6 protein-coding genes are annotated in these 2,974 nt (G+C 72.3%); all 6 read left to right on the top strand.

The window, feature by feature from the left end:
• Positions 1-26: 26 nt before the first annotated feature.
• Positions 27-263 (top strand): acetyl-CoA carboxylase biotin carboxyl carrier protein subunit, encoded by a 237-nt coding sequence (locus NWP10_RS11275; protein ID WP_258300970.1) that lies wholly within the window; start codon positions 27-29, stop codon positions 261-263.
• 90 nt (positions 264-353) lie between these two features.
• Positions 354-1,025, top strand: coding sequence for a MarR family winged helix-turn-helix transcriptional regulator (locus NWP10_RS11280; RefSeq protein ID WP_258300971.1), 672 nt, complete (start codon positions 354-356; stop codon positions 1,023-1,025).
• Positions 1,026-1,376: 351 nt separating this feature from the next.
• The gene (gene rpmB, locus NWP10_RS11285; RefSeq protein ID WP_002858335.1) at positions 1,377-1,613 is read left to right on the top strand and encodes a 50S ribosomal protein L28; all 237 of its coding nucleotides are present in this window, start codon (positions 1,377-1,379) and stop codon (positions 1,611-1,613) included.
• Between the two features lies 1 nt (position 1,614).
• The gene (rpmG, locus tag NWP10_RS11290) at positions 1,615-1,782 is read left to right on the top strand and encodes a 50S ribosomal protein L33 (protein WP_017488899.1); all 168 of its coding nucleotides are present in this window, start codon (positions 1,615-1,617) and stop codon (positions 1,780-1,782) included.
• Between the two features lies 1 nt (position 1,783).
• Complete coding sequence (gene rpsN, locus NWP10_RS11295; RefSeq protein WP_002858338.1) at positions 1,784-2,089, top strand: 30S ribosomal protein S14; 306 nt, start codon at positions 1,784-1,786, stop codon at positions 2,087-2,089.
• A 292-nt stretch (positions 2,090-2,381) separates the two neighbouring features.
• Positions 2,382-2,663: an HU family DNA-binding protein gene (locus NWP10_RS11300; RefSeq protein ID WP_017488898.1), complete on the top strand. Its 282-nt coding sequence runs from the start codon at positions 2,382-2,384 to the stop codon at positions 2,661-2,663.
• Positions 2,664-2,974 lie beyond the last annotated feature (311 nt).

The raw sequence follows: 2,974 nt of genomic DNA on the forward strand, positions 1-2,974 counted from the left end.
GCGTAAGATCGTCGGCAGCGTCGGATGTGTATAAGAGACGGGACGACGCCGGCGCCCTCCTCTCCCCGGTGACCGGCTCGCTCGCGGCGTGGGCGGCGGAGGACGGGGCGACCGTGGCGGCCGGGCAGACCGTGGCCGTCCTGGAGGCGATGAAGACGGAGACGCCCGTGACGGCCCCGGCGGCGGGCATCCTGCGCCGGGAGGCGCTGGCACCCGGGGCGGGCGTGGCCCGCGGACAGCGGCTGGCCCGCATCGAGTCCTGACGCGGACCGGACCGGGGCCCGCGACACGCCGGGGTCCCGGTCCGGTCCCGTCGAGTCGCCGTCCCGGTGCTGACCTGGCACGATCACCCCATGACCTCAGCCGACCACCGACCCGAGCCCGACACCGCGCCGGAGCCCGAGGCCTTCCCCGCGCTGGAGGACCCGTACCGGCGCAGCCTGCTGACGAACGAGCAGCGCAACGCGTGGGCCGCCCTCTCGGCGGCGTCCCTCGGCCTCGTGTCCCAGATGGAGTCCGACCTGCACCGGGACGCGGGCCTGACCCCCTTCGAGTTCCACCTCCTCTACGTGCTGGGCGCGGAGGAGTCCAGCCGGGAGGCCGAGGGCACGATGCCCATGAGCCGCGCGGCGCAGCTCGTGGACTCTTCCCTCTCCCGCCTGTCCCACGTGGTGCGGCGCATCGAGGAGCGCGGCTGGGTGGAGCGGCGCCCCTCGGCCGAGGACGCTCGCGTCACCCTCGTGGGCCTGACCCCCGAGGGCCGGCGTCGCATGGAGGCCGCGGTCCCCGTCTACGACCGGATGGTCTGCCGCGTCTTCGTGGACCACATGGCGGAGGAGGACCTCGCCGAGGTCACGCGCCTGTCGATGCGGCTGCTGGCCGGGCTGCGCGAGGGCCACTGGCTGCTCGACGCCATGGACCCGCACGGGTCCCGGCGGGCGGGCGTCGCCGGGGCCGACGCCGGGGCCGTGACCGGGGCCACGGGGGAGTCCGAGGAGGATTCCGAGGGCCGGCCGGCGAGTTGATCCCGCGCCCTCGCATCGCGTAGGGTAGGACGGCGCACGCCGCGTTGTTCTCGCTGTTCCCCGGTCAGGTGACCGGACGGACGGAGGGTCGGAAAAGCAACGCGCTCCCGCAGACCGGATCCCGGAACGCCGTCACGGCGGACCGGGGCTCACCGTCCACACCAGCGATCCCATAAGGCACTTCGGTTGGCTCTCACCCAGCCTGGTCCACCTTTTCGAGAAGTCGCAGTAAGAGTGCGGTGTCCACACCCGGGGCGGGGCTCACAACAGGCCCTGCGCGGACTCGTCCGCGCAGCGCCGCCATGCGGGTTCCGCCCGTCCTTTTACTACTACTTGCCACGAGGAGTGATCATGGCAGCTCACTGCCAGGTAACCGGGGCTGGGCCGGGATTCGGCCACAGCATCTCCCACTCGCACCGTCGCACCAAGCGCCGGTTCGACCCGAACATCCAGAAGAAGACCTACTGGGTCCCCTCCCTGCGCCGCAACGTCACCCTGACGCTGTCCGCCAAGGGCATCAAGACCATCGACGTGCGCGGGATCGACGCCGTCGTGGCGGACCTGATCGCGAAGGGAGTGAAGCTCTGACATGGCCAAGGACAAGGACGTTCGTCCGATCATCAAGCTGAAGTCCACCGCCGGCACCGGGTACACCTACGTGACCCGCAAGAACCGCCGCAACAACCCGGACCGCATCACCCTGAAGAAGTACGACCCGGTGGTCCGCAAGCACGTCGACTTCCGAGAGGAGCGCTGAGATGGCCAAGAAGTCCAAGATCGCCAAGAACGAGCAGCGCAAGGCCATCGTCGCCCGCTACGCCGAGAAGCGTCTCGAGCTGCGCAAGACCCTCGTGGACCCGAACGCTTCGGACGAGGCCCGCGAGGCCGCTCGCCTGGGTCTGCAGAAGCTGCCCCGCGACGCCTCCCCGGTGCGCGTGCGCAACCGCGACGCCATCGACGGCCGTCCGCGCGGCACCTTCCAGCGCTTCGGCATCTCCCGCGTGCGCTTCCGCGACATGGCGCACCGTGGCGAGCTGCCCGGCGTGACCAAGTCCTCCTGGTGACCCCCGCTCCCCGCTGACGCGCGTCGGCGGGGCAGGGTCCCACCCCGACGGCGGCCGCATCCTCCTCACGGAGGGTGCGGCCGCCGTCGTCGTGTCCGGGGCCCGGATCGTGCCCGCCGCCCGCCCGCTCCGGGGGCGCCGCGGGCGCTCCGGCGGGGAGAAAACCGGAGAAAAGGGCGGATTCACGCGGATCAGGGGGCGCTTCCGGGGCCTCGAGGTGGTACGTTCGCAACTGGCAACCCGGTCCGAACGGTCCGGGATCCGTGAAACCGACGTCCCATAGGGAGGACCCATGGCCATGAACCGCAAGGAACTCGTCGCCGCCGTCGCCGAGCGCTCCGGCAACACCCAGGCCGCCGTCAGCGATGTGCTGGACGCCCTCTTCGAGGTGTTCACCGCCCAGGTGAAGAAGGGCGAGAAGGTCTCGATCCCCGGCTGGATGGCCGTGGAGCGCACCGAGCGCAAGGAGCGCACCGGTCGCAACCCGCGCACCGGTGAGGAGATCACCATCCCCGCGGGCTACTCCGTGAAGGTGACCGCCGGCTCCAAGCTCAAGGCCGCCGCCTCCGAGTGATCCCGGCCGCGGAGCGGGCCTTCAGGCCCGTCCCGCGTCACCGCACCACGGGCGTCCCACCGCAGGGTGGGGCGCCCGTCGTCGTCTCCGGGGCAGTCCCGGACCCGGCGTAGGATGGCAGGGTCCCAGCCGGTCGTCGCCGACCGGGCCCGTGCGAGAGGAGCCGAGGCATGCGCAGCGCCGTCGACGCCGCCCCGCGCGCGTCCGGGCGCCCCCGTCCGGCTCCGGGCCGGGTGGTCCGCGGCCCTGCCCGCCTCGCCCGGGGCGTGGCCGGCGCCCTGGCCATGACCGTGCTGGCTGCCCTCTTCCAC

Origin of the sequence: Micrococcus sp. HG099, from assembly GCF_024723355.1 — a bacterium.
Taxonomy (GTDB): Bacteria; Actinomycetota; Actinomycetes; order Actinomycetales; family Micrococcaceae; genus Micrococcus; species Micrococcus endophyticus.

What these genes read in the sequence shown, in the direction of transcription:
- NWP10_RS11280 (WP_258300971.1), top strand. Translation starts at nt 354, where the DNA reads ATGACCTCAGCCGACCACCGACCCGAGCCCGACACCGCGCCGGAGCCC.
- NWP10_RS11300 (WP_017488898.1), top strand. Translation starts at nt 2,382, where the DNA reads ATGGCCATGAACCGCAAGGAACTCGTCGCCGCCGTCGCCGAGCGCTCC.
- rpmB (WP_002858335.1), top strand. Translation starts at nt 1,377, where the DNA reads ATGGCAGCTCACTGCCAGGTAACCGGGGCTGGGCCGGGATTCGGCCAC.
- rpmG (WP_017488899.1), top strand. Translation starts at nt 1,615, where the DNA reads ATGGCCAAGGACAAGGACGTTCGTCCGATCATCAAGCTGAAGTCCACC.
- rpsN (WP_002858338.1), top strand. Translation starts at nt 1,784, where the DNA reads ATGGCCAAGAAGTCCAAGATCGCCAAGAACGAGCAGCGCAAGGCCATC.